Source organism: Acidobacteriota bacterium (assembly GCA_009691245.1).
Lineage (GTDB): Bacteria > Acidobacteriota > Terriglobia > 2-12-FULL-54-10 > 2-12-FULL-54-10 > SHUM01.
The window spans coordinates 1-21,021 of the sequence record SHUM01000036.1; the positions used below are offsets into that span (position 1 = coordinate 1).

General features: G+C 58.8%; 22 protein-coding genes and 1 pseudogene. 7 read left to right on the forward strand and 16 right to left on the reverse strand.

Annotated features, from left to right (window positions below; all coding sequences use genetic code 11):
* Positions 1 to 950 (reverse strand): hypothetical protein (locus tag EXQ56_09685; GenBank protein ID MSO20714.1); only part of this gene is annotated, 950 nt, incomplete at its 3' end.
* Positions 951 to 1,351: 401 nt separating this feature from the next.
* On the opposite strand from EXQ56_09685, the gene EXQ56_09690 reads away from it, so the two are divergent.
* On the forward strand, positions 1,352 to 2,440 hold the full coding sequence (locus EXQ56_09690) for a peptidase M48 (GenBank protein ID MSO20715.1): 1,089 nt from the start codon (positions 1,352 to 1,354) through the stop codon (positions 2,438 to 2,440).
* A gap of 55 nt (positions 2,441 to 2,495) precedes the next feature.
* Here the strand turns inward: EXQ56_09690 and EXQ56_09695 are convergent, their stop codons facing one another.
* The 5 genes from EXQ56_09695 to EXQ56_09715 form a co-directional block, all read right to left on the reverse strand.
* Positions 2,496 to 3,113, reverse strand: a complete 618-nt coding sequence (locus EXQ56_09695) for a DUF507 family protein (protein MSO20716.1) — start codon at positions 3,111 to 3,113, stop codon at positions 2,496 to 2,498.
* A 114-nt stretch (positions 3,114 to 3,227) separates the two neighbouring features.
* Positions 3,228 to 4,574: a TldD/PmbA family protein gene (locus tag EXQ56_09700; GenBank protein MSO20717.1), complete on the reverse strand. Its 1,347-nt coding sequence runs from the start codon at positions 4,572 to 4,574 to the stop codon at positions 3,228 to 3,230.
* Positions 4,564 to 6,021, reverse strand: a complete 1,458-nt coding sequence (locus tag EXQ56_09705; GenBank protein ID MSO20718.1) for a TldD/PmbA family protein — start codon at positions 6,019 to 6,021, stop codon at positions 4,564 to 4,566. The genes EXQ56_09700 and EXQ56_09705 overlap by 11 nt, the downstream gene beginning before the upstream one ends.
* 188 nt (positions 6,022 to 6,209) lie before the next feature.
* The gene (locus EXQ56_09710; protein ID MSO20719.1) at positions 6,210 to 7,484 is read right to left on the reverse strand and encodes an adenosylhomocysteinase; all 1,275 of its coding nucleotides are present in this window, start codon (positions 7,482 to 7,484) and stop codon (positions 6,210 to 6,212) included.
* A 134-nt stretch (positions 7,485 to 7,618) separates the two neighbouring features.
* Positions 7,619 to 8,794, reverse strand: a complete 1,176-nt coding sequence (locus EXQ56_09715; GenBank protein ID MSO20720.1) for a methionine adenosyltransferase — start codon at positions 8,792 to 8,794, stop codon at positions 7,619 to 7,621.
* A 166-nt stretch (positions 8,795 to 8,960) separates the two neighbouring features.
* Between EXQ56_09715 and EXQ56_09720 the strand changes: the two genes are divergently transcribed.
* Genes EXQ56_09720 through EXQ56_09730 form a run of 3 tightly spaced genes read left to right on the forward strand, consistent with a single transcriptional unit; the run spans position 8,961 to position 10,778 of the window.
* Positions 8,961 to 9,917, forward strand: a complete 957-nt coding sequence (locus tag EXQ56_09720) for an alpha/beta hydrolase (protein ID MSO20721.1) — start codon at positions 8,961 to 8,963, stop codon at positions 9,915 to 9,917.
* A gap of 40 nt (positions 9,918 to 9,957) precedes the next feature.
* Positions 9,958 to 10,242 (forward strand): DUF1778 domain-containing protein, encoded by a 285-nt coding sequence (locus EXQ56_09725; protein ID MSO20722.1) that lies wholly within the window; start codon positions 9,958 to 9,960, stop codon positions 10,240 to 10,242.
* Positions 10,242 to 10,778, forward strand: coding sequence for a GNAT family N-acetyltransferase (locus EXQ56_09730; GenBank protein MSO20723.1), 537 nt, complete (start codon positions 10,242 to 10,244; stop codon positions 10,776 to 10,778). The genes EXQ56_09725 and EXQ56_09730 overlap by 1 nt, the downstream gene beginning before the upstream one ends.
* A gap of 78 nt (positions 10,779 to 10,856) precedes the next feature.
* On the opposite strand, the pseudogene EXQ56_09735 reads toward EXQ56_09730, so the two are convergent.
* Positions 10,857 to 11,307: pseudogene (locus tag EXQ56_09735) on the reverse strand (hypothetical protein).
* A 223-nt stretch (positions 11,308 to 11,530) separates the two neighbouring features.
* Between EXQ56_09735 and EXQ56_09740 the strand changes: the two are divergent.
* Positions 11,531 to 11,725, forward strand: coding sequence for a hypothetical protein (locus tag EXQ56_09740; GenBank protein ID MSO20724.1), 195 nt, complete (start codon positions 11,531 to 11,533; stop codon positions 11,723 to 11,725).
* A 12-nt stretch (positions 11,726 to 11,737) separates the two neighbouring features.
* Complete coding sequence (locus tag EXQ56_09745) at positions 11,738 to 12,352, forward strand: hypothetical protein (GenBank protein ID MSO20725.1); 615 nt, start codon at positions 11,738 to 11,740, stop codon at positions 12,350 to 12,352.
* A gap of 123 nt (positions 12,353 to 12,475) precedes the next feature.
* Here EXQ56_09745 and EXQ56_09750 read toward each other — a convergent pair whose 3' ends face one another.
* From EXQ56_09750 to EXQ56_09780, 7 genes are all read right to left on the reverse strand, one after another.
* Positions 12,476 to 13,300 (reverse strand): hypothetical protein, encoded by an 825-nt coding sequence (locus EXQ56_09750; protein ID MSO20726.1) that lies wholly within the window; start codon positions 13,298 to 13,300, stop codon positions 12,476 to 12,478.
* Positions 13,301 to 14,749: a hypothetical protein gene (locus EXQ56_09755; GenBank protein ID MSO20727.1), complete on the reverse strand. Its 1,449-nt coding sequence runs from the start codon at positions 14,747 to 14,749 to the stop codon at positions 13,301 to 13,303.
* A 396-nt stretch (positions 14,750 to 15,145) separates the two neighbouring features.
* Positions 15,146 to 15,349, reverse strand: coding sequence for a hypothetical protein (locus EXQ56_09760; GenBank protein MSO20728.1), 204 nt, complete (start codon positions 15,347 to 15,349; stop codon positions 15,146 to 15,148).
* 105 nt (positions 15,350 to 15,454) lie between these two features.
* Positions 15,455 to 15,772, reverse strand: a complete 318-nt coding sequence (locus EXQ56_09765) for a cupin domain-containing protein (protein MSO20729.1) — start codon at positions 15,770 to 15,772, stop codon at positions 15,455 to 15,457.
* 149 nt (positions 15,773 to 15,921) lie between these two features.
* The gene (gene pyk / locus EXQ56_09770; GenBank protein MSO20730.1) at positions 15,922 to 17,340 is read right to left on the reverse strand and encodes a pyruvate kinase; all 1,419 of its coding nucleotides are present in this window, start codon (positions 17,338 to 17,340) and stop codon (positions 15,922 to 15,924) included.
* A 67-nt stretch (positions 17,341 to 17,407) separates the two neighbouring features.
* Positions 17,408 to 17,611 carry a hypothetical protein gene (locus EXQ56_09775; GenBank protein ID MSO20731.1) on the reverse strand — a complete coding sequence of 68 codons (204 nt, stop codon included), beginning with the start codon at positions 17,609 to 17,611 and terminating at the stop codon, positions 17,408 to 17,410.
* Positions 17,612 to 17,661: 50 nt separating this feature from the next.
* Complete coding sequence (locus EXQ56_09780) at positions 17,662 to 17,877, reverse strand: hypothetical protein (protein MSO20732.1); 216 nt, start codon at positions 17,875 to 17,877, stop codon at positions 17,662 to 17,664.
* Between the two features lie 334 nt (positions 17,878 to 18,211).
* Between EXQ56_09780 and EXQ56_09785 the strand changes: the two genes are divergently transcribed.
* The gene (locus EXQ56_09785) at positions 18,212 to 19,318 is read left to right on the forward strand and encodes a VWA domain-containing protein (protein MSO20733.1); all 1,107 of its coding nucleotides are present in this window, start codon (positions 18,212 to 18,214) and stop codon (positions 19,316 to 19,318) included.
* Between the two features lie 63 nt (positions 19,319 to 19,381).
* Here EXQ56_09785 and EXQ56_09790 read toward each other — a convergent pair whose 3' ends face one another.
* Both EXQ56_09790 and EXQ56_09795 read right to left on the reverse strand, forming a co-directional pair.
* Entirely contained in the window at positions 19,382 to 19,711 is a 330-nt protein-coding gene (locus EXQ56_09790) for a hypothetical protein (GenBank protein MSO20734.1), read from the reverse strand.
* 81 nt (positions 19,712 to 19,792) lie between these two features.
* On the reverse strand, positions 19,793 to 21,007 hold the full coding sequence (locus EXQ56_09795; GenBank protein MSO20735.1) for a hypothetical protein: 1,215 nt from the start codon (positions 21,005 to 21,007) through the stop codon (positions 19,793 to 19,795).
* Positions 21,008 to 21,021: the final 14 nt, after the last annotated feature.

Consider the following 21,021-nt stretch of genomic DNA (forward strand, 5'->3'; position numbering starts at 1 on the left):
AAGCCGAACGCCAGGCGAAGTTGCAGGATGCCTTGCTGGTCCATGAACTTAAAAGTTTTCTCGGCGTAGACGGGCAGGCGCGTGGAGATGGTGGTGATGCCTTCGGCGATCAGTTCGTCATTGGCCATCTTGAAAATCGGCGCCATGACAAAGGCATCGGGCTCCGGCAGTTTTTCCAGCGCGAAACGCAGGCCGGGCGATTCGAGGTGTCCCTCGGGCTTGCCGGTCTGGTCCACCCAGAAGCGGCCGTACTTCTTGAAGAAGTCGGCGTGCTCGGCCCAGAGAATGTCGATGGCCTTGCTGTTCGCCAGCACGCCGTTCACGTTGGGCCAGGTGAAGCCCATGACCACGGGATTGTTGGGCGTTACCTTATCCAACTCGTAGCGGTTCATGCCGTCGAGCATGACCTTCTCGACGATGCCGGAGGGCAATCCACCGCCACCGCCGCCTTCGCCGCCGCCTGCGCCCTCCGCGCTGCCGAAATAGACCCACTCACCGGGCTTGAACTTATATTTCTCCATGACGCCGCGCACCTGATTGAGCGCGTCCTGCACACTGCGCACGCCGCCCCAGTTGATGGGGTAAGCCTTGATGCCCTCGAATCCGATGTAGCCGGCATAGTTCGATTCGGCCTCGTCGTTCTGGTGGATGTGGGTGTGGATCAGCCCGGGGATAACCGTGCGGCCCTTAAGGTCCATTTTCATGGTATTGGGACCGGCAAGCTTCAGCATGTCGTCATTGGTGCCCACAGCCGCCACTTGATTGCCGCGAATAGCGACGGCCTGGGCGATCGTGAAATTGGCGTCCACAGTCAGAACCTTCGCGTTGTGCAGCACGGTGTCGACCGGCTGCTGCGCGCTCAGGAAACCCGGCGCGAGAGCTAGCATTCCCACCATTAATGCCGCGCAAGTGATTGATTTATAGATATTTGATAATATGTTAGTACGCATTTTACTTGAGCCTCCTGGCAAATCCACTTTAAACCTGAATTCCTCTGGAACTTCGCCGCGAACCCGCCACGCCGGGCGGCTCGGTTCTTGAACTCCACTGCCGATTGATTAGCCGACGATTAGCCTTGTATCACAGGCCGGAAGAGGCTGTCAACGCACGAAGTACGCACGAAGCAGTTGGCCGGGAAAACAAACCAAGACAATGCGCCAAGACAAGCATCATAGTTGTCGGGTTGTGCATCCTACCACCTGAGACGCCGCAGTGGTACGGTTCCCTGATTCCGTGTTCTGAGGCAGGCAACGGCTTGGTCGGGAATATTGCACCTTTTCGGGAACGTTTAGGTTTACTATAGCGGCAGGAGTCCGCCGCCCGGGCGTGGGCTGGATTGAGGAAAACTCTTATGAGGAACCGCAAACATTTTCTTAACATTTTCCTGTCGCTGATTCTGCTAGCAGCCGTGGCTGCGCCATCGAGCCTGCTCGCGCAGAAGAAGGCTGACTTGAAGACAGAACCGAAGTCTGATCCCAAAAAGGATAAGGCGGATGTCGAGAAGATTGGCGAGCGCGAAGTCGGCAAGGGCATGAACTTTTACTCCATTGAGGAAGAGATCGCGCTCGGCAAGCAGCTTGCGCAGCAGGTGGAGCAGTCCTCGCAGTTGGTGCAGGACCCGGTCATCGCCGAGTACGTCAATCGCTTGGGCCAGAACGTCGTGCGCAACTCGGACGCGCAGGTGCCCTTCACCATCAAGGTGATTGATTCCGATGACGTCAACGCCTTCGCCCTGCCCGGCGGATTTTTCTACGTCAACACCGGCCTGATACTGGCGGCGGAAAATGAAGCGGAGTTGGCGGGCGTGATGGCTCACGAGATCGCCCATGTGGCCGCGCGACACGGCACTAAGAATGCCAGCAAGGCGGAGTTGGCCAATTGGCTGAGCCTGCCGCTGATCTTCATTGGCGGGCCGATTGGCTATGGCATACAGTCGGCGGCCGGCCTGCTGATTCCCATGAAATTCCTGCAATTTTCCCGCGGCTCAGAGCGTGAAGCGGATTATCTCGGCTTGCAGTACCTCTACAAATCCGGCTATGACCCGGATGCGTTTATCAGTTTCTTCGAGAAGATTCAGGCGCGGGAAAAGAACCGGCCCGGATCGCTCTCCAAAGCCTTCTCAACTCATCCCATGACCCCGGAGCGCATTGACGCGGCGCAGAGCGAGATCAGCACGGTGCTGCCGAGCCGCGACGAGCACGTGATCACCACCGGAGAATTCGCGCGCATTCATGCGCGCCTGAAGTCGCTGGTGAATCGCGGTCGCGTCGAGGAAGCGGAAGCCGATAAGGATCGCCCCACGCTACGCCGCAAAACCACCGGAAAAATTCCCGACGCCGGCACCACTGACGGCACGGCGGGCGACAGCAAGACCAACAGCGACACGGGAACAACTGAAGAAAAAGATGAGGAAGCCCGCCCCACGCTGAAGCGCCGCTAGCTTACAGTGCCGCGTGACAGTGCGCGCGTAACAGTGCCGCGCGCGGCACGGCAAACTAAATGCGTTGGTTGAGGGCTTGCTGGGAGGGCTGGGCGGGTGGCGCGACACCCAGTTTGCGCAGTTCGTCCTGATAATATTTTCTGAAGAGAATATCCCACTCTTCGCTCATCTCGGCGATCTCGCGCTTCTGCGATTTAATCTTGGCGCGCACGGCCTGATCCATCGCATACTCTTCGCGCAGAATAGCCTGCATTTCCTTCAATATCTCCAGCCGAAAATCGTTCGGATCGCCCACTAATTTCACCGCTTGCTTGAGCGTAATCAGGCCCTTGGCCAGTTGATGCGAGAGATCAATAGACTTGTCGCGGGAAATCTTGGTCCCGTCTTCCGGGCGCATGGGAACCATCTTGTGCTTCTTCATCAACTCTTTCTTCACCAGCTTGTAAAGCTCCTGGTAAGAAAGCGCATCGCGGCGAATCTGCTCGTTGTGTTTCTCCAGATGATCGCGCACTTCCTGATTGAGCCGATCCTCGCGCGCGAATTCATCCTGAAACACCTGATGCACACGCTCGACGGCCGCAGGCTGATTCAATAAAGTCACTTTGCCGGACTTCTCCAGCCGCTTGACCAACTCGGGCACCAGATAGCCCAGATACTCCTTCGGAAGCGCCATGAACCCTGCCTGTCAATTCAGAACAAATGGTTTAGAATACCATTCAGTCTAACGGCGACTGTAGGGAACTGTCAAACGGGTGGTGCGTCAGAACCATGTCGTTAATGAGAAAGATTAAAACTTGGTTGCTTCGGTGAAGTGGAACGATGACACCTTCATCGCGGGGACGACCATGGGGAAGGATTCTTCGCCGCTCGAGCGCTCAGGCTTCGCCATCATCTCGACCGCGTTCAGCATGTCCACCAGGCTTTCGTTAAAGCGGAAGTTGCGGATGCCGTACTGGACTTTGCCGTTCTCCACGAGGAATGTGCCATCACGAGTCATGCCGGTGAGTATCTTCTTGTAGGGATCGACTTCGCGGATGTACCACAGGCGCGTTACCAGAATGCCGCGCTCGGTGCTGGCGACCATCTTGTCAATCGAGCTAGTGCCGCCGGCAATGACAATGTTCGACGGGAACTCACCGGCCTCGTTGGGTAGAGGGAAGCCGTGGCCGGTGGGCGTGACTCCGGCGACTTTGGCCGACTGGCGCGAGTAGGCCAGTTCCTTGATGACTCCGCGCTCGACCAGCCTAAGGCGCTGGCGCGGGAGGCCTTCGCCATCGAACGGCGCGCCCGATTGCAGCGGGTGATACACGTCGTCGGTGATGGAGATATTCTCGCCGAAGAGTTTTTCGCCAACGCGCCCGGTGAGGAAGCTGCGCTGGTCGCGCAGCGCTTGCCCGGAAAAATCATAGAACAGGAAGCCCAGCAGATCGAGCACGGCGGCGGGCGAGAGAATTGTCACATAACGCTCCGGCGGAATTTCGCGCGGCTCGGCGCTGCGCGCGGCGATGCGGCAGGCCTCGGCGGCGAGCGCCTCGGCGTTGATCTCGCGGAACTCCGGCACCGTCTTCTTGGCCCAGCCGGTGCTGGTGGGTGCAGTCGCCGTGAAGGAGAACTCGGCGTGCGAGCCGCGATAATACGCCGCCAAGCCGCGTGAGTTCAGCAGCGCGTGCATCCCTTCGCCCGTCGAGAGCGTGCCCGCCGCCACCTGCCCGCTGCTCTCGGCGATGTGGATTGCCGCGACGGCGCCGTGTGCGCGCTGATCCGCAGTGGCGTTCGCGGTCTCCTCGAAATAGCGATTCACCGGCTCGTACTGCTGCGGGCCAGGCATGGGCAGCAGTTCCGCATCAGGCTGCTGCTGGCGCGCAAGTGAAGTTGCCTCGGCCACCACGCGCTTGAGTGACTCCGCATCAAAACGATTCGTCGTGGCGCGCGCGGTGCGTTGCCCGAAGGAAGTCCGCACTGAAAGCGCGTAGCCTTCCTCGGCCACATTCTGATGAATGGTATTATTAGCGAAGCGAGTCAGTGAGTGAGTGCCTCCGCCGATGAGTAACTCCGTCTCATCGGCCTGTGAGTGCTTGAGTAACTCGGCAAAGAGTTCCTGGCAACGCTGCAACGTGAGTAGCCTATCCGCCATAGGCCACTCCCACGTTGACGTTGCGGAAGCGCGCGGGCGCGGCGCCGTGCCCGGTGCCCATGGTCTGCGAGGGCTGGCCTTTGCCGCAGTTGGGCGTGCCCCACAGCGCCCAGTGATCCTTGTCGCAGATGGCGTCGCACCCATTCCAAAACTCCGTAGTGATACCCGAGTAACTCGGGTTCTTCAGCATCCGTACTTTCTTGCCTCCCTTGATCTCCCAGCCCAGTTCGCAGCCAAATTGAAAATTGTAGCGGCGGTCGTCGATGGACCAGCTTCGGTTGGTCTCCATGTAGATGCCGTCGTCGGTGTCAGCGATGAGGTCGTCAAGCTTCCACGTACCGGGCAGCAGCGAGATGTTGGTCATGCGGATCATTGGGATGCGGTTCCAGCCGTCGGCGCGCATGGTGCCGCCTGAGCGGTTTGAGCCAACCGTGGAAGCCGTTTCGCGCGAAGTCAGATAGCCGCGGAACTGGCCGTCCTTGATGATGTCGGTCGACTGCGCGGCGACGCCTTCATCATCGTAAGCGAACGTGCCGAGCCCCGGGCCGTGCTCCAGCCGCGCGTCGGCGACCACGTTGACGATCTCCGAGCCGTACTTCAGGTTGTTCAGCTTGTCGAGCGTAAGGAAGCTGGTGCCGGCGTAGTTGGCCTCCATGCCGAGCACGCGGTCAAGCTCGATGGGGTGCCCGATGGATTCGTGAATCTGTAGGCCAAGCTGCGAGCTGTCGAGGATGAGCGTACGCCGGCCCTGCGGGCACTGGTCGGCCTTGTGCAGCGCGACGGCCTCCTCGGCGACGTGGCGCGCGTTGCCCACAATGTCCATCTCGCCGACCAGTTCGTAGCCGCGCAGTTGATACTGCCCGCGAAACGAGTTGGGGTAGCTGCGCGACTGAATGTCGCCGTCGGCGTAGCAATGCGCCTCAATGCCCACGCCGGTGATGACGCGCGTCTGCTCAATCACCGAGCCTGCCGTGTTCATGAAGAGCTGACGCGCGCGGCGAAAGTTGAGCGATGCCTCAGCCAGGGTGATGCCCTTCTCCGCGCGCATCTCGGCATCAGCGCGCAGCAGCAGATCAAGATTGGCTTCGATGGACGTGGAGAACGGATCAATCTGAAACGGCGAGACCCAAGTAACATTCGCGACAGGCTCACCGGCCAGAACGACGTCTTCCTTCTTGGCCTTCGCGCTGGCGCGAGCGATCTGCACTGCGCGCTTCGCTACAGCGGCAAGAGAGTCGCGCGATAGATCATCCGTGGAGGCGAATCCCCAGCAGCCGTTCACGAGCACACGCACGCCGAGCCCGAGCGATTCATCAGCGACCGCGCTGCCCATCTTGCCGTTCTTGGTTGTGATGGTGCGCTCGCGCGATTCGATCACGCGAACGTCAGCGTAGCTGACCTCGCGGCGGTCCAGCAGGCCAAGGATGTGTTCGGCATAACCTTTCATGGATGCATGGTATCAAAACCGGATTGAAATTAGACGGTTCGTGCAAAAGGTTCGACGGACACACGTTCTTTCGCCCCTACCGAGGCTGGTTATGCTATGCAAAAGTAAGCCCCGGGCTTGCGCCCGGGGCTACTATCTTTCGCCCCTTCCGGGGCTCTGAATTGAACGGCAACACAATTAGAAATGGCCTATGTGCCTTCCGACCAAGAGGCCAGATACTTCACCTGCTCGGGAGTCAGCTTGTCGATCTTGATGCCCATGGATTCCAGCTTGATCTTGGCGACCTGCTGGTCAATGGACTTCGGCACGTCGTAGACCTTTTTCTCAAGCTTCTTGGCGTTCTTCACCATGTACTCGGCGCAGAGGGCTTGATCGGCGAAGCTCATGTCCATCACCGAGGCGGGGTGGCCTTCGGCGGAGGAGAGGTTTACCAGGCGGCCATCGGCCAGCAGGTAGATGCGGCGGCCGTTGGCGAGCTTGAACTCCTCGACGAACGGGCGGGCGATGCGGCGCGACTTGGCGAGTTTCGTGAGCGCGGGGATGTCGATCTCGACGTTGAAGTGGCCGGAGTTGCAGACGATGGCGCCGTCCTTCATCTTGACGAAGTGCTGGCGCGTGAGCACGTTCTTGTCGCCGGTAACGGTGATGAACAGGTCGCCGGTTGCCGCCGCGACGCCCATGGGCATCACTTCATAGCCATCCATCACGGCCTCCAGAGCGCGCGTGGGATCGACTTCCGTAACGATCACGTGCGAGCCCATGCCGCGCGAGCGGCTGGCGATGCCGCGTCCGCACCAGCCGTAGCCGGCGATGACCACGCGCATTCCAGCGAGCAGAACGTTGGTGGCACGCAGCACGCCGTCGAGCGTGGACTGGCCCGTGCCGTAGCGGTTGTCGAACATGTGCTTGGTGTCGGCGTCATTCACCGCCATGATGGGGTACTGCAAGACGCCTTCAGCGGCCATGCTGCGCAGGCGGATAACGCCCGTGGTGGTCTCTTCCGTTCCGCCGATAATCTGCTTGGCATACTGCGCGCCCTTGGTCAGCGCGAGCGTAACCAGATCGGCGCCATCGTCCATGGTGATGTGCGGGCGGTGCTTGAGCGCGGCCTCAAGATGCGAGTAATATGACTTGTTGTTCTCGCCTTTGATGGCAAACGTCGGGATACCGTAGTGCTTCACCAGCGCGGCGGCCGTCTCGTCCTGCGTGCTCAGCGGATTGGACGCGCACAGCACGACGTCGGCTCCGCCATCGCGCAGCGTGATGGCTAGGTTGGCCGTCTCGGTGGTAACGTGCAGGCAGGCCGACAGGCGCATGCCCTTCAGCGGCTTCTGCTTGAGAAAGCGCTGGCGAATAATGGCCAAGGTAGGCATGGATTGCCCAGCCCACTCGATGCGGCGCTTGCCTTCATCGGCCAGTTTAATATCTTTTACATCATAAGAACCCTTGCGCAATGCTGCCATCATTACTCTCCGTGAATTCTCGCCATGCCGGTCGGGCGCGGCGGATAGATTGATTGAAGCGTTTGGGAAAAGGGCCTGCGCGAGACAGGCCCGGTGAGATTACCGCATGTGGATTGCCAAATATACCAATGCGCCTAGCGGCGCGCCCCGGCGCTCGCGGCAATGCCTGCGGCTTGGCGCAAATCCTCGGCCTTGTTGGTGAGCTCCCACGTGAAGCTGGGTTCATGGCGTCCGAAGTGTCCAAAGGCGGCCGTGAGTTCGTAGATTGGACGGCGCAGGTTCAAGTAGTCAATGATGCCCTTGGGCGTGGTCGAAAAATGCTCGCGCACCAGCGCTTCGATTTTCGCTTGCGGAATCGCGCCGGTGCCAAATGTCTCCACCATGATGGAGACCGGCTCGGCGACACCGATGGCGTAGGCAAGCTGCACTTCGCAACGATCGGCCAGGCCAGCCGCCACCAGATTCTTGGCGATGTGCCGCGCCATGTAGCAGGCCGAGCGATCCACCTTAGTCGGATCTTTGCCGGAGAACGCGCCGCCGCCGTGATGGCCCATGCCGCCGTAAGTGTCTACGATGATCTTGCGCCCGGTGAGGCCGCTATCGCCCATGGGTCCGCCGGTTACGAAGCGTCCGGTGGGGTTGATGTGGTACTTGGTGTCCTTGGTGAGCATCTTCTCGGGGATGACGACCTTGATGACTTCGTCCATGATGCCCTGGCGCAGCTTTTCATTGGATACCGACTCGCTGTGCTGCGAGGAGACCACCACGGCCTCGACGGCCACGGGCTTGTCGTCCACATAGCGCACCGAAACTTGCGACTTGCCGTCGGGACGGAGAAAGTCGAGCGTGCCGGCGCGGCGCACCTCGGAGAGGCGGCGCACAAGCTGGTGCGCCAGCATGATGGGCGCGGGCATCAACTCTTCGGTGTCATTGCAGGCGTAGCCGAACATCATGCCCTGGTCGCCGGCGCCGCCGGTGTCAACGCCCATGGCGATGTCGTTCGACTGCGCGTGGATGGCGGTGGTTACGCCACAGGTGTGGCAATCGAAGCCATACTTGGCGCGATTGTAGCCGATGCGATCAATCGTCTTGCGGGCTAGCTCCGTGTAGTCCACCACGGCGTTGGCGGTGATCTCACCGGTCATGAAGACCAATCCAGTGGTTACCACGGTTTCGCAAGCGATGCGCCCGCGCGGGTCCTGGGCCAGAATGGCATCGACAACAGCATCTGAAATCTGGTCGGAGATTTTGTCAGGATGCCCTTCCGTCACCGATTCGGACGTGAAGAGATAATTGCGTGCTTGACTCACCGGAAATCCTCCTTGGGATGGTCCGCCCTGCAGGCAGGAACTAGGACGCGCGGAAAGAGTTACAGATAACTTATTATGCTACCCGACCGGCTGGGCAGAGTCAAAGACTTATCCGGGACTTATCCGGGAGGGCGGCGCCAGTGTCAGCAAATGCACAGAATCCGCTATGCGCGCGGGGCCCGGATGGTGCAGAATGGCTGCCAGGCCGGGTAGATTCCGACAATTCTGGAGGTTGGTTATGAGACGATTCCTGCGTAATTCCCTGGGCACATACTTCGTGCTGATAGCTCTTTCTGTTTCTGTGGCAATCTCCGCCGCGGCGCCCGCGCAGCGCGGCATCGCCGAGGTCAACGGGACGAAGCTCTACTACGAAGTCGCGGGCAGCGGCCCGGTGGTGGTGCTGATCCACGGCGGAGCGGTGGATAGCCGCGCCTGGGACGATCAGTTCAGCGAGTTTGCCAAGCAGTTCACGGTCATCCGCTATGATCTGCGCGGCTCGGGCCAGTCGGCCAGCCCGGTGAAGCCGTTCTCCAATACCGAAGACCTCTATCAATTGCTGCAGCATCTCCAGGTGGCGAAAGCCAGCTTGGTGGGCATCTCGCGCGGTGGGGGAATGGCCTTTGATTTCGCACTGGATCACCCGGAGATGGTCGCATCGCTAGTGCTGATTTCGTCCAACTTGAGCAACGTGCCGAAGGCCTACGAGGACATGTTCGAGCGCACCACGGAAGTTGGCAAGAAGGAAGGCGCGGCTGCCGCCGCACGCGTGTGGGGGTTGGACCCCTATCAGGGGCCGCAGCGCAAGGAGGCGGTGCCCGGCGTGCTGAAGATCATCGAGGAAAATGTAGTTCGATTCCGCCACATTGATGGCTCCCCGGCTGTCCGGCAACTGGCTTCATCCGACAAGCCGCGCTCTGAGCGGCTGACGGAGATTCACGTACCCACGCTACTCGTCTTCGGCGAAAAGGACAACGTCGACGCGCGCGCCAACTACGAGCGCTGGGCCAAGGGCATCCCCGGCGCAAAGCGAGTGACGTTCCCTCGTGCCGCGCATCTCGTGCCCATTGACCAGCCCGCGGAGTTCAATCGCACGGTGCTGGACTTCCTGAGTGGCTTGCAGTAGTGTACAATTTTAATTAGTACATTAAACGAGGTGTGGAGCCATGCCCAGAATGGCCGTCGAAGACAACAGCCGGATGTCGTTGCGGATTCGCGCAGAGGAAAAAGCCCTGCTTATGCGCGCGGTGGCATTGCAGGACACCGACCTGACAGGGTTTGTGATTCACCATTCGCTGCGCGCCGCCAAGAACGTAATTGAGAAAGCCGATCACTTGCAACTTTCCGCCCGCGATAGTTTGCGGGTGCTGAACTTGCTGGAAAATCCGCCTGCTCCAAACGCCAAGCTGCTGGCTGCCGCCCGGGCATTGCCGAAGCGAACACGCCGCTGATGGCCTGGCATGAAGAGCCCATCGGCAAGAAGCATGATCGGGAATCATTCGACTGCGGCGATGAGTCGCTGAATGAGTTCCTCCGCCGGCATGCGCGCAAGAGCCACAAACGCGGCGGCGAGAAGACATTCCTTGCCATCGACGACACTGACCGCAAAACCATCCTCGGCTGCTACAGTCTTAGCCCCGCATCGATTCAGTACGCACGAACTCCGGAGATCGCGCGGCGCGGGCTGGCACGCCATGATGTGCCCGGCTTCCGTCTAGCGCGGTTGGCAGTAAACCGCAATCATCAAGGCAAAGGTCTTGGCGGGCAATTGCTGCTCGCCGCCGGACGCCGCTGCCTGCTGGCCGCGCAAGAGGTTGGCGGAGTAGTGTTGGTTATCGATGCTAAGAATGACCGTGCCGCCCGCTGGTACGCCAGCTACGGCGCAATCTCGCTGCTGGACACCTCGTTAACTCTGCTGTTGCCGCTGGAAACCATCGAGGCCGCGCTGAATGCCGCCGGGAAATTCGGAAAGGAATATCGATGGTAAACGTCTTATCTGTCCCCCGTTCCAAGTCTGGTTTACTTTGTTCAGCGACTTGTTCGGAGCGGGATTATGCCCGAGGTGTCACACTTCCCCTAGCATTTCGAGGTCCGCCAAGTCCCTCTGTCTGCCCGTGGCGCGTTTGTTGGCAATGAGCTGCTCCCGGCCAATGTAGTACACAGGCACATCTCCGTAGCTCCCGGCGGTCTTGCCAGCGAACGCCGCGACCCACGAGACGCCGGTAAGCAGGGCGACCAGATCAATGCGCACGGGAGGAACGCCAAGTTGTATCACTTGATCTGGATGGGAGAAATCTTCCGGCGTCACGCCCATCGAGGCGAATCCAAAGGCTTCCAGGGCGGAAAGGATACGTTGGGCATTCTCAGGATCAGGTTGGACGAGGACACCAATATCCCCAGTGAAGCGCGGTGCCCCGTGAAAGGCCAGCGCGTACCCCCCCCCCGACGATCATATACTCAACGTGGTGGGCGTTGAACAACGCGAGCAATTCTCTGAAGTCTAGCTGCATTCCCATAGTATTGCTGGCGCAAAAAGTCCACGGTTGCGACCCGTTCCTCCGGCGTTTTGCTCAGCCAATACGCCAAATCCTCTTTGGTAGAGTCGGGATATTGTCCGCTGTGCTTCGTCACCGTTTTCTCGATCATGTCTTATTTTACCACATGGTCCTATCACATGGCCCGGAAGCCGTAGCAGGTCCGTTGCCGTTAAATTCTTCCCAAGAGGCAGAGAATTGACTCATGGGCAACCAAGCCCCCCTCACCGCCCAGGAAATCAGAGATGTTATGCCTTACATGAACACCTTGGGGACAGGTGCAGTACGTCGGCTAGAAGCAGAGGCTGCATTACAGAATCTTGAGGCGATACAGAAGAGCGTTGAAGCAATTCAGAAGTTTGATGAAAGCACTGGGAAAACAAGCAGGCAAAGCCTCTGACTCAATGGTTCAATGCTGTTGCTTTCTGTACTCGCAATCGGGCTTTCCCTTTGTTCATACAAGAAAGCCGAAGTATCCGGTAAGCAACAGCAAACGACCCTTGATGCATCTCGCACGGCTCTCGAAGGAACAGTGAAGAGTCTCCAGTCGCTTACGACAATTTCAGAACAACAATACGCTAGAGAGATCGAAAGGGAAGGTCGCAAACCAAAGCTTGAGGTAAGCCTACGCCACGAACTGAAGACTACTTCACCTGAATGGAGATTTCCCGCACGAGGGGAGTTGGAGTTGAAAATTCCCCAACATTCGGCAAAAGTATTCTTCCTATTAAAAAACACCGGCAACGCGCCTGTTTTGAGACCGACATACATTTTCGTTGCTGACCCGGAAACGGTGAAGGTCGCGTGCGCCGCAGAGTTTCCTCAGTATCGACCTTCGACTGAGGGCAATATATGCCAGTTCAATAGCCCGTCAAATCTTGCACCTACGGAAAACGGTTTGCCCCATGCAGTCGGGCACGATCTGCAAATTCCCACTGAGCTATCGATTGTTGGACTAGAGTTCATGCTGCTGGGTGAGAACATACCGATGCAAAGCTTCAAAACTCGCTTCACGCTTCAAAAGTAGTAACGGTCCCAAAACTTCCTTATCTAAAACCAACCATTCCCGTACAAAGCCTACATAAAACAACGGGCTGGCAGTTAGGCCAGCCGTCGATAGTGCATGTGAATTGTGCTTCGCGCCCCGGCGCTAGAAAACCTCCGGGACGTGGAAGTTGAAGATGGCGTTGTGGGTTTTGTCGGAGACGATGACGTTTTTCTCTTTGGGGTCTAGGGCGATGCCCCGCACGTCCTTCAGCAGGTTGTTGGGGCCGCCGATGGTGTAGAGCGGATAGACCTCGCCATCGTCGAAGACGCTCCAGACGCCGATGAAATCCTCCAGCGCGAAACGCCCGCCGACGCGCGTGTTGGCGAAGATCAGGCCGCGCTGCGAATTGACGGTCATCAGCGCGGTGGCCATTTGGCGGCTGCCGCCGTCGCCGTCATCGATGCCCTTGGGGTGATACTCCTTGGGGATGTTGATGACGCGCAGCGGCTTGTCGTTGCCCGATGCCGTGCGGTTATAGATGCGGAGCTTCGGCCCGCCGGAAACAACCAGCAGGTTATGCACCGTGTCAATCGTCACGCGGTTCGGGTCCGGGTCATCGGTGATCAGGATGCGCTTGGGCTTCACATTGCCGTTGGCCAGGCCATCAAACACCAGCAGGCGGTTATCATCCTGAGGAACGTAATACTCGTTGTTGACCGCATCCACGGAGACCGCGTCGTTATTCTTGATCTGCGTGTCGGGGCCGAAGATTTTGCGGATCGGCGGCACGTTGCCGTTGGCGTTGCCCGCGAAGGTGAGAATCGCGAAGGTCATGAACTGGGGCACCACGATCTCGTCGCGAACCTCGTTGTAGGCCATGTCGTGAATCGTGCGCGTGATCAGGGTGTTCTGTCCCGCAATGGAACGACGGGGTTCAGCAGCTCCATTCGCCGACCTGGCGAATACCGCAATTTGCGGGTGAGCCACTCAGTTGGCGACGAGGATTTCATTCCTCTTGGTGTCGTAGGCCATGGTGTGCGGATTGCCGATCATGGGCGTCGGCGTGCCGATGGGAGCGCTGCGAATCATGCGCTTGGGCGCGACGTTGCCGCTGGCGTCGATGGCGTAAACAGTCGCCGAATGGTTGCCGAAGTTGGCCACCCACAGCTCGTTGTTCTTCTCATCGACGGCCACGCCGGTGGGGTGCTTGATGTTCGTCTTCGGCCCGGTCAGCACGCGGATGGGAGCCACATCGCCGTTGGCGTCGCCCTGGTAGACGGTGATGGTGTGGGTGGTGTCATTGGCCACGAACAACTCGTTGCGCCCGGCGTGAAACGCCATCGCTGTCGGCCAATCGAGTTGGGTCTTGGGCCCGCTGATGGTCTGCAACGGCGCGACATCGCCGCTGGCGTCTTTGGGATACACGGTGATGGATGCCGGTATCCACTCGCCTGAACCGGCGTTGTTCTGATTGCGGCCAATCGGCCAGCCGCGCTTCTGACGTTGCGGATCGCTGGCCGCGCGCGTATTGCGGCTGCCCCAGTTGCTGACGAAGACCTTCTTGCGTATGGGGTCGAGCGTGATGCCGTGCGGGTCGGCCATCATCGTCTTGGGGCCTTGGATGACGCGCGTGCCGGCATCTTCGTCCTTGGCGCCCTTCTTGAACACCTGAATGGCCTGATCGTCCTGAATGGTGATTAGCAGTTCCTGCCGCTCTTCATCAGCCACGATGCCGAAGGTGGTGTGCGGCGTGGCCAGGCGGCGCAAAGGCTTGGCGTTGCCGCGCGCGTCGCGTCCGAACACCGGCATCCAGTTCAGCGTGTCGTTGTTGATGCCGTAGATTTCCCCGCTGGTCGGGTCCACATAGACCGAGCAGGCGAATTCGAGCGAAGTGTCCTCCCCCTGAATCATGCGCTTCGGCTCGCTCCTGCTGGCGTTGGGCGGCGTGTTCGTGGTGCGATCATAGACATGGATGCTGAACAGGTTCTCATCCGCCATCACCACTTCGCCGCGCGCGACATCAATGGCAATTCCGGCATAGCCGGGGTTGGGATCCTTCATCACATATTTCGGATTGCGGCGCGCCATCGCGTCGCGCTCCGCTTTGCTGGGACGCGTTCTGGGCGCGCCGGAGACTCCGGCGGCGCGAGGGGCGGCTTGGCCGCCACCATATTGCGCAGCGGAAGCAATCAATTCTTCCGACGCGCTGGCGGTCCTGAACTCCGGCGTAAACTCACACATCGGCCCGTTCATCTCAGCCAGGTATTCGCTGGCGACGATGCGGTCCGAGCCAATCATCTGCGTCCTGCGCGCCACACTTGCTTCCCGGCCAGTGACTAATGTCACCAGACCAGCGCCCGCTACCGCGGCGAGCAGCAAGAAGAGTCGCAGGGAACGAGAGGTCATTTTTCCAGGGGCCATACTTTCGTTCTCCATTTCTTCAGTTGAGAGTACACAAGTTAAACGTAATCAATAACTGCTTCGTTGCAATGAATAGTTAATGGGGACCTGTCTGTAGAAAGTCCTTGCAAAAAGTATAGTCGATTGGGGATACCCGTCAAGCCGAAAGCACCAGCAGCGCCATTCACCGATAGATGTCCTTGCGATGGGCGACCGCAAACACGATCAGGCGCTCCGGTGCCAGGTCAAAAACAACCCGTAGTCTCCGATTCGGAAACGATATTGACCGATCCGGCTGTCGGTAAGTTTCACCGCATGCTGTAACGGATCGCGCGAATACAAAAGCATTTTTGATTGCAGCCGCGACTGCATGCCTTTCGAAAGTTTGTTCCAATCGCGCCAAGCCGCGGGTGTGAAGGAGATTTCCATGAACTATCGGAATGGAGAGATCAGCTTCCCGGCTGCGGATGCTTTGCGGCCCTGGCTAATACGGCGCAGGAATTTGGGGGAGGCGAGCGCCTCCCGGTCTTCGAGCCGGTCCTGCATTTCCTGCCAAAGTTTCAGAGGAACGATGACAACCGGTTCTTTCCCGATTCGCAGGATGGTTTCTTTTTCAAGAACAGCTTTTTTGCTCATCGTAGGGCTATGGTAGCAGGCCGGCTGGAGTGATTCAAGCAAACCAAGTTAGCCACCCAACGATGGCAGCGTAAATCAAGTCACCGGGATGATCCTGGAGATTGCTTACAGCATCTTCGTTCGCTCGGGCGGCGCGAAGAACACGAGCACTTCCAACTCGTCCTTAATTTCATAGAATTGGTGTGCTTCCAGCGCGGGTACGAACAGGATGTTGCCGGGCGCGACCGCGACATCGCGCTCGCCGCCGCGAAACCGGGCGTGGCCGGAGACGACATAGTAAATCTCTTCCTCGCCATGCGGTTGCTGCGGGTCCGCAGCGCCGGCGGCCAAGCGGTAGACGCCAGCGCTGAGTTTCCCCGTGCGCAGAAACTCAATGTAAGGTTTGCCGTCCGCTCGCACTTCCGAAAAACGATGAAGTTCCATTTGTATACCTTTCTCAACGGTCTGAGGGAGTGCCTGCGTTAGGTGTCATCCTGAGCGTAGCGAAGGACCTGCTTTACTCTGCGAAAGCAGGAACAGCAGGTCCTTCGCTACGCTCAGGATGACAGCCGGTGCGGGTTGCCAGTAGACCCTTACGCGCTCACGCGGACCAGGCGCATGCGGTCGGTTTGGCCGGGCTTGGCGGGATTGCCGGCGACCACGGCCAGGATATCTCCGGGAGCGACCAGCCGTTTGTGCAGCAGGACTTGCGTGGCCTCGATCAGCGTCGATTCGCTGTCGAGCGTCAGCGGCATGATGAACGGCGTCACGCCCCAGTAGAGCGCGGCGCGGCGCGCCACGGCCTCATCGTCGCAGAAGGCGTAGACCGGGCGCGGCGGCCGGTATTTGGAGATCAGTCGCGCCGTCGAGCCGCTACGCGAGAAAGCCACCAGGGCTCGCACGTTCAGCATCTGGGCGGTGTGCACCACCGTCTCGCAGATGGTCTCGGCGATATCCTCCAGCCGGTGCTGGCGGCGCATCGACCAGGTGTCCTGGCGGCTTTGATCGGCCTGAACGGCGATGCGCACCATCATCTCGAGCGCCTCAATGGGGTATGCGCCGCTGGCTGTCTCGCCGGAGAGCATCACGGCGTCCGTGCCGTCGAGAATAGCGTTGGCCACGTCGCTGGCCTCGGCACGTGTGGGCCGCGGATGCACGGTCATCGACTCGAGCATCTGCGTCGCTGTGATCACCGGCACGCGCGCCGCGGCTGCCGCCTGGATGATTTTCTTCTGCACCAGCGGGACTTTCTCTGGCGGCAGTTCCACGCCCAGGTCGCCGCGCGCCACCATCACCCCGTCGCTGACCGCCAGAATCGCGTCCAGATGCTCGACCGCCTCGGGCTTTTCGAGCTTGGCCACCACGGCAATGTTGGCCTTGGCGCGCTTCAGCAGACTGCGCAGACGCTGCACGTCCGCGGCGCGCCGCACGAAGGACAGCGCCACGTAATCCACGCCGATAGCGATGCCGGCCTGCAAGTCGGCTTCGTCCTTCGGCGTCAGCGACTCGACACGCAGCTTCACGCCGGGCAGGTTCACGCCCTTGCGCTCGCGCAGCAGCCCGCCGGTGATCACCTCGGCCTGGACATCGCTTTTCTTGCTGCCCAGCACGCGCAACTCGATCAAGCCGTCATCAATCAAGATGCGGTCTCCCTTGCGCACGTCGCGCGCCAGCCCCTCGCAGGAAATCTCGAAGCGCTGGCTGCTGCCGACGATGTTGTCCGAGGTGAGCAGCACGCTTGCGCCGCTCTTCAGCTCCACTCCTTTGCGAGTCTTAAATTTTCCGGAGCGAATCTTCGGGCCGCACAAGTCCTGCAGCAGGGCGACAGTCTTGCCCTGCTCATTGGCCGCCTGCCGCACCAGCCGCGCCACGCGCGCATGATCCTCATGCGTGCCGTGCGAAAAATTCAGCCGCGCCACGTCCATGCCGGCGCGCACCAGCTCGCGTATTTTTTCGAGGCTAGCCGTGGCCGGCCCCAGCGTGCATACGATTTTTGTTCGCCGCATAGTCATCTCACCGCGCTACTGGATTCAATTTCATTCGCCGCCTGCCTTCGATCCATGGTCTGTCGCAACCGTGTTATTTGGGCTTTGCCAGCGCCTTCCCCATGACCATATCCCCGTTGGGAAGTCGCGCCCACTCAATCTGATCCGCCGAAAAGGCATCGGAAACTTCCAGCTTCCCTCGGCGCCGCCGGTAGAGAACAAACACCGGGCCGCTCAGAGCCGCCGCATCCCGCTGGAACTGCTTCTCTTCTCCATTTGCAAATCTGACGGTTATCATCGTTTGCTATCCCGCACATTTCAGATTTCGCCAAACTCCACGACCAATCTCTACGGTTGAATCAATCGTTGTTTCCCGTCCCTGTTTACCAGTTTCAATAAACTAACCGGGCCATCCGCTTGCAGCAATACCTGGGTCTCGTCCGTATAGCCGATCAAGCCAAAGCCTGCGCCCAGCTCCGACGCTCCGAGTTGCACCTCGGGTCGCCCTTTGGGATCACTGAGCCGCAACATCACGGTGTCCGGGTAAGGTTTACCGTTGGGCATTTTGTTCGCTTTATCTTCAGGATGCACTTTTATACCCGCCCGAACTCTTCCGTTATCTCCAGCATGCGAGCACGGAGCACTGGCGCAATGTCTTGCGCCTCCACCGGCCGGACCTATGGCAACTGAACCACCAAAAGGCCGCAATTGGCAACCGTGAGGACAACCAGAAGTCGCTGAGTCTTCATAAGTCTTTTCTCCTATCAGCAGTTTTTAGATTTGGCTATTGGGCTTCAATTCCAGCGGATGCATCATACTGACAATGATCCGCATCCATAGTACTATGAGGCTGACTTAGCCCGGTGTGGATTCCTCTTTTTTAAGGGAGCGCGGCGTTATGAAGAAACCCGGACAACTGGTCGTCATTTTCGCAGGCATCGTCCTGCTAACTTCCTTGCTGCCATTTCGGGCCGCCGCGCAGCTTCCTTCCGGCGGACCCAGCCGCGGCGTCGGCGAGACCGTCATCGTACCCAAGCCCAAGGCTCCCGAGCCTGCTCCTAGGAGAGAAAAGCCGCCAAATCCCGACGAGACTTTCCAGATTCGCACCGAAGTTAACGAAGCTAACATAAGCGTCGTGGTGCAGGAAAAAGGCGGGATGTTCATCCCCGGGCTGAAGAAAGAGAACTTCAAGCTGGAAGAAGACGGCGTGGTCCAGACCATTAAGCGCGTCTCGGCGGGCGAAGCACCCATGACCGTGGTGCTGGTGATGGAGTTCAGCAGCAAGTACTACGAGTTTCTCTACGATACTTTCACCGCCGCCTTCGGCTTCGTCAACTCACTCAAGCCGGAGGACTGGATCGCGATCATGATCTACGATCTGCGGACCGACATCCTGCTCGACTTCACCAAAAACAAGGCCGCCGCGCTGGGCACACTGCAAACGCTGAACCAGCCGGGCTTCAGTGAATCGAATCTGTTCGACGCGGTCAGCGAGGCGGTCGAGCGCATGCACGACATTGACGGCAAGAAGGCCATCGTGCTGATCTCGAGCGGCGAAGACACCTTCTCGCGCAAGCGCTACGACGCCGTGCTGAAGCAGGTGCAGGCCTCCGACACGCCCATCTACGCCATCGGCACCGGGCAGGCCGTGCGGCTGTATTATGAAGGCCGCGGCGCCATCGACTCGCCCACCAGCATCGGCTTCTTGCAGGCCGACAATCAGCTCCGCACCTTTTCGCGCATGTCCGGCGGCAAAGCCTATCTGCCGCGCTTCGAGGGCGAATTTCCCGGCATCTTCGGCGACATCTCCGCCGCGCTGCGCAATGAGTATGTGCTCAGCTACTCGCCCACCAACACCTCGAAAGACGGCAAACTCCGCAAAATCAAAGTCACTTTGGTTGATGTGGATGGCAAGCCGCTGAAGATCGTGGACGAAAAGCGTAAGGAACTGAAGTACGAAGTCCGCGCCCGCGAAGGCTACACCGCCCCCCGCGAAGTGGATTAGAAACTCCCGCGCTACAGACTCTCGGCTGTCCCCGGCTTCCCGGTTTTCCCATTTCACTGTAAATCAGGTTCTCTGTCCGGGAAAGTCGAGATGCTCCCCGCAGTGCGCGATTATGATCTTGTTGAGCTTTCGGTCTGCCTCGAAATAGATCTGAAGACAGTTCTTCCGGTCTCCGCCACCTAGATCGAGGTGCTGGTATATCTTCCTCTTGGAACCGTTCACTGTGAATTCCCGATACCGCCCATACTTGCGGTAGTCGTTCTTGACTGTGTCACTCTCGGTCTGTTTGTATTGTGTAAATCCACGCTTGTCTAGCTGCTCGGCCCAACCGCCCATTGATGTACAGGTACGGACGGAGTCGAAATACAGGTTCCCGACATCTCTAATCGCCATGAGTGCCTGGTAAACTTCCTCGGGACGGGCAAACTCAGAAGTGCCGGCTGAGTCCTTGGCGGCGTCAAGGATCAGGAGATCTCAGCCGAACTCATGCTCGGCCTGCCCTAGAGCATCCAGCGCGGATTCTAGCTCGATTTCCTCCAACTCCTGAGCCGCCGTAAGTTCGTCCTCGACGCTAAGCGCCTGGTACTGCTGGAATACACTCCAATTTGACTTGACCGCGTGCAACTCGATCGTCAATTCTGATTTTTCTTTCTCTAATTGCTTCATTCGCTCAAGGAGTGACGCGTTTTCATCCATCGCCATTTCTTGGAGGGCTTCCAGTTCCTGAAGTGTGTGTGCGTCGCTCGCTCCCTGCCGAATCTGCTTACGAATTCGCTCGGATTCGGTCAACCGTTCAGCGTCAATCCGCGCCTGGATCGCGCGAATCACTTCTCCGTCGGCGAAGCGGAATACCGACACCTTCGACAAAAAGGAAAACAGCCGCCGTTCGAGAGGTTTTCCTGAGAATTCAAATTTCTCGATCTGAACAGGAAAGTAGAGTTCATGCTTCATCGGATCTGACTTTCGTGTAAGGCCAGGCCAATAGATTCGGACGCAGCCGTTGAAACACGAAAGAGTCTTGCCCAAGCTGTCAGTGAGTCGGAAGGCAGCCCATTTGTTGAATACTGCTACATGTGCAAATCCCAGAAGCGCACGATGCAACCGATCTGCATCGACGTTAGTCCGATCGCTGAACCTGTCATGGGACACGACCACAACCGGAATAGTCCGTTTGTCATCGAGTAGGATCTCATTGACGAAAGTCGGCACATCCGGGGCTTCAACCACTTGTTTATTAGAAGGGATCGGGCGGGGTCCAGCCCAGCACGAGTAGTTCGTTAGGATTTCCGTGACAATCCCTGGACGTCCGATCGTTAGCCACGCTGGTCTCACCACGAATGACATCGAAGCTGCACCAAGCTGAAGGGAGAATTGGATCCGGTCATCCAGCCAGCCGAGAGCGATGTCGGTGGTCCAGAGCATTGATCCATCTTTTTCATCTGGATGGATCCAGCGAACACGAACCAGTGCCCCTCCGGCGACAGCATCTCGGGAGAAATGAATGGGATGTCCTACCAACGGTTCAGCGACCGTGTTCTCTGGCGGGAAAGCACACGGGGTATTCCAAGACCTGCCATACTTTTCCACCACCCAGTTGGCGACACGGGTCTGGAGATCAGTTGACAAGTCTACTGCTTTTTGTTCATTGGCAGGGTTGACTTCAAACTGGACAGAATACAGATTTGCCATCGAAAGTATAAACC